This is a genomic window from uncultured Pseudoflavonifractor sp., assembly GCF_944387805.1.
Classification (GTDB): Bacteria; Bacillota; Clostridia; order Oscillospirales; family Oscillospiraceae; genus Pseudoflavonifractor.
On the sequence record NZ_CALXGI010000103.1, the window covers coordinates 1 to 3,933 of the forward strand.

General features: G+C 66.5%; 3 protein-coding genes. All 3 read left to right on the forward strand.

Features of this window, described 5'->3' with window-relative positions; all coding sequences use genetic code 11:
* Positions 1-776: 776 nt before the first annotated feature.
* Positions 777-2,159, forward strand: a complete 1,383-nt coding sequence (gene tilS / locus Q0K06_RS13740; protein ID WP_294553693.1) for a tRNA lysidine(34) synthetase TilS — start codon at positions 777-779, stop codon at positions 2,157-2,159.
* Positions 2,160-2,165: 6 nt separating this feature from the next.
* Positions 2,166-2,714: a hypoxanthine phosphoribosyltransferase gene (hpt, locus tag Q0K06_RS13745; RefSeq protein WP_294553696.1), complete on the forward strand. Its 549-nt coding sequence runs from the start codon at positions 2,166-2,168 to the stop codon at positions 2,712-2,714.
* Between the two features lie 89 nt (positions 2,715-2,803).
* The coding region (locus Q0K06_RS13750) for an FtsH/Yme1/Tma family ATP-dependent metallopeptidase (RefSeq protein WP_294553698.1) at positions 2,804-3,933 on the forward strand (1,130 nt) is incomplete at its 3' end.

Below are 3,933 nucleotides of genomic sequence, written 5' to 3' on the forward strand. Positions count from 1 at the left end.
CGAAGTGCCGCGCAGCGGCACTGTTTCAAGCCCGAGTGGGAGGGAAGCCGCGCGTCGCGAACAGGCGAGGCGTGATACGCCGAGCGACCGAGCCGTCATGCGCCGCCCGGATGGAGCGGAGCGACGGCGAGCGGAGGGCCGCTGTGCGGCCCGCAGACCAGCCGGAGTCGCAGCGAAGCCGGGCGCAGCGCATAGGCGAGGCGTGATATGCCGAGCGACCGAGCCGTCGTGAGCAGCGCGGATGGACCGGACCGAGGGCGCGAAACCGAAGTGCCGCGCAGCGGCACTGTTTCAAGCCCGAGTGGGAGGGAAGCCGCGCGTCGCGAACAGGCGAGGCGTGATACGCCGGGCGCAGCGCATAGGCGAGGCGTGATATGCCGAGCGTCCGAGCCGTCATGCGCCGCGCGGAGAAACCGGGGCCCCCGGGAAAGCGCGAAGCGCTTTTCTGGGGAGAGGACGAGCAGCGGAGTGAGCGAGCCCTGGCATTTATGCCGGGGCGAGTGATATGCAGCTTGCGAGGACGACGCGAGGCGTGATATCTTCCAGGGGGGACGCTGTCCCCCCTGGATACGCAGGCACCGCGCCGCTAGGGCGGCACAATGCCCGCGATACCCCCCTCACCCCCGCACGGCGGGGGTGGTTGCCCGCCGGTGGCGGAGCAAGCAGTGGTGTGCTGCGCAGGCCATGTTCTGCTCCGCACCTCCTTGAATTTTCTTTCCGCCGTACAGCGGAGGAAACTCTGCGAGGCTTTTCCCCTGTTTTCATAAGGAGAATCTATGACAGACGCCCTGAATACCCTTGCAATGGAATACGACATGCTCCCCCGTGGGGGCACGGTGCTGTGCGCCGTGTCCGGGGGTGCCGACTCGGTGTACCTGCTCCACCGTCTGTGGCTGCTGCGGGACATGCTGGGCTTCCGCCTGATTGCCGCCCACTATAACCACTGCCTCCGGGGGGCGGAGTCCGACCGGGACGAGGCCTTTGTCCGGGACTTTGTGGCCAAATGGTGCGGTCCCCAGCGCATTGCCGGGCGGGAAGGGGAACACACCCTGCCCGCCGTGGAGCTGGCGGTGGGCCGCGGCGACGTGGCCGCTGAGGCCGCCCGGCAGGGCCGTGGGCTGGAGGAGACCGCCCGGGACATGCGGTACGCCTTCCTTCGCCAGACGGCACAGCGCCTGGGCTGCGACCGCATCGCCACCGCCCACACCGCCGACGACAACGCCGAGACCCTGCTGCTCCATCTCATCCGGGGCACCGGACTCCAGGGCATGGCGGGCATCGCCCCCCGCCGCGGGGACCTGGTGCGGCCCATGCTCACCACCACCCGCCGGGAGGTAGTGGAGTACCTGGATCTGTACGGCATCCCCCATGTGGAGGACAGCTCCAATTCCGATGAGCGCTTCACCCGCAACCGCATCCGCCGCCAGGTCATACCCCTGCTGGAGGAGCTGAACCCCGGCTTTGTCCGGCGCATGACGGACACCACCCGCTACCTGCGCTCGGACAACGACTTTCTCAACGCCCAGGCGGCCCAGGTGTGCGCCCACGCCCGCTGGGCGGAGGACGACCTGGTCATCGAGGCCCGTTACCTGGCCGACGCCCCCGCGGCCATCGCCCCCCGGGCCGCCCGGCGGCTGCTGGAGATGATGGGGGACGGGGACACTGACTGCTCCGCCGCCCACCTGGAGGCCATTGTAGACCTGTGCCGTGGGGAGGACCCGTCGGCGGTGGCCTTTCTGCCGGGCGGGCGGCTGGCGCAGCGGGTGTACGGGGAGCTGCTCCTCACCACCCGGGACGACCCCCGGCCTCCCTTTGAGCCGGTGACCCCGGTGCGGGGCGAGAACCCCATCCCTGGCACCGACTGGAAGCTGGTGCTGGAGGAGGAGCCCTGGCCAGGGCTGATTGTGCGCCCCCGGCAGCAGGGGGACGAGCTGACCCGTCCCGGCCGCAGAAGCAGGACGGTGAAAAAGCTGATGATAGACGAAAAAATCCCCCGGAGGGACCGGGAGCGGATCCCCGTGGCCGCCGACGGCGACGGCGTCATCGCCGTGGCCGGGCTGGGAGAGAACGGGGAGCACCCCCGTTTCGGCGCTGCGCTGCGCTTTGTCCTGCGGGAGAGAGAATACACTACAACAGAAACAGAGAAAATGGAAGGATGAGCGACGATGCTGGAACAGGACATTGAACGGGTATTTTTTTCTGAGGAAGAACTGAAGAAACGGGTGGCTGAGATTGCCGCCGAAATCAACCGGGACTACGCCGGGAAGGAGCCCATGCTCATCTCGGTGCTCCGGGGCTCCTTTGTGTTCATGGCGGACCTGATCCGGAAGATTGAGGTGCCCTGCACCGTCGACTTCATGTCCGTTTCCTCCTACGGCAGGGGCACCACCTCCTCCGGCCAGGTGCAGATCACCAAGGACCTGTCCGACGATATTGAGGGCAAGGACATCATTGTGGTGGAGGACATTCTGGACTCGGGCAACACCCTGTCCTATCTGCTGCAGCTGCTCCGGGCCCGTAAGCCCGCGTCCATGAGGCTGTGCACCCTGCTGGACAAGCCGGACCGCCGGGTGAAGGAGGTCCATGTGGACTACACCGGCTTCACCATCCCCGACGAGTTCGTGGTGGGTTACGGCCTGGACTACGCGGAGAAGTACCGCAACCTGCCCTACATCGGCATTCTCAAGCCCCGGGTGTACGGCGGCGAGGGCTGAGTCCCCCGTCCGCCCCAACGGCGTATCATAAGCTGTGAATTGAAACGGGCCCGCCCCCATGGGGCGCCCCGTGGAGGGAGAGGTCCGTATTGAAGAAGAAAATTTCCGGCCGCGACCTGGTGTTCTATCTGTTTATTTTTCTCATTTTGCTCGCTACTGTCTACGCGCTGATGGGGCTGAACGCCGGGAAAGCAGTCTATTACTCCGAAATCCACGACCTGCTGGACAATCAGCAGGTCAAGACCGTCCAGGTCAAGGACGACACGGTGACCATGGAGCTGTGGGAGCCCTACCAGGGCAGCTATACCGTCAGCTACAAGCTGCCCAGCTTTGAGCTGTTCTACCGGGACTTCAACGACACCATTGTCAAGCAGCACGCCAACGGCATTATCCAGGCCTTCGACTACCCGGCGGGCTTCCGCCTGCCCGCCTGGGCCAGCGCCCTGCTGCCCACGCTGGTGATTGTAGTGGTCTTTTTCGCCATGTGGTACATCATGTTCCAGCGGCAGGCCGGCGGCGGCGGAGCCGACAAGACCAGCCGGTACTCCCGGGCCCGCACCCGCACCGTCTCCGACGAGGGCAGGAAGGTCACTTTTGCCGACGTGGCCGGCGCCGACGAGGAGAAGGAGGAACTGCGGGAGGTGGTGGAGTTCCTGCGGGACCCCAAGCGCTTCCTGGCCCTGGGCGCCCGTATCCCCAAGGGCATTCTGCTGGTGGGCCCTCCGGGCACGGGCAAGACCCTGCTGGCCAAAGCTGTGGCCGGCGAGGCCGGGGTCCATTTCCTGTCCATCTCCGGCTCCGACTTCGTGGAGCTGTACGTGGGCGTAGGCGCCAGCCGGGTCCGGGATCTGTTTGACCAGGCCAAGAAGAACGCCCCCGCCATTGTGTTCATCGACGAGATTGACGCCGTGGGCCGCCAGAGAGGCACCGGCCTGGGCGGCGGCCACGACGAGCGGGAGCAGACCCTGAACCAGCTGCTGGTGGAGATGGACGGCTTTGCCGCCAACGAGGGGGTCATCGTCATGGCCGCCACCAACCGGCAGGACATTCTGGACCCCGCCCTGCTGCGCCCCGGCCGCTTTGACCGGCAGATCTACGTGGGCGCCCCCGACATCAAGGGCCGGGAGGAGATTCTGAAAATCCACGCCCGCAACAAGCCCCTGGCCGAGGATGTGGACCTGAAGGACGTGGCCAGGGCCACCGGCGGCTTCACCGGCGC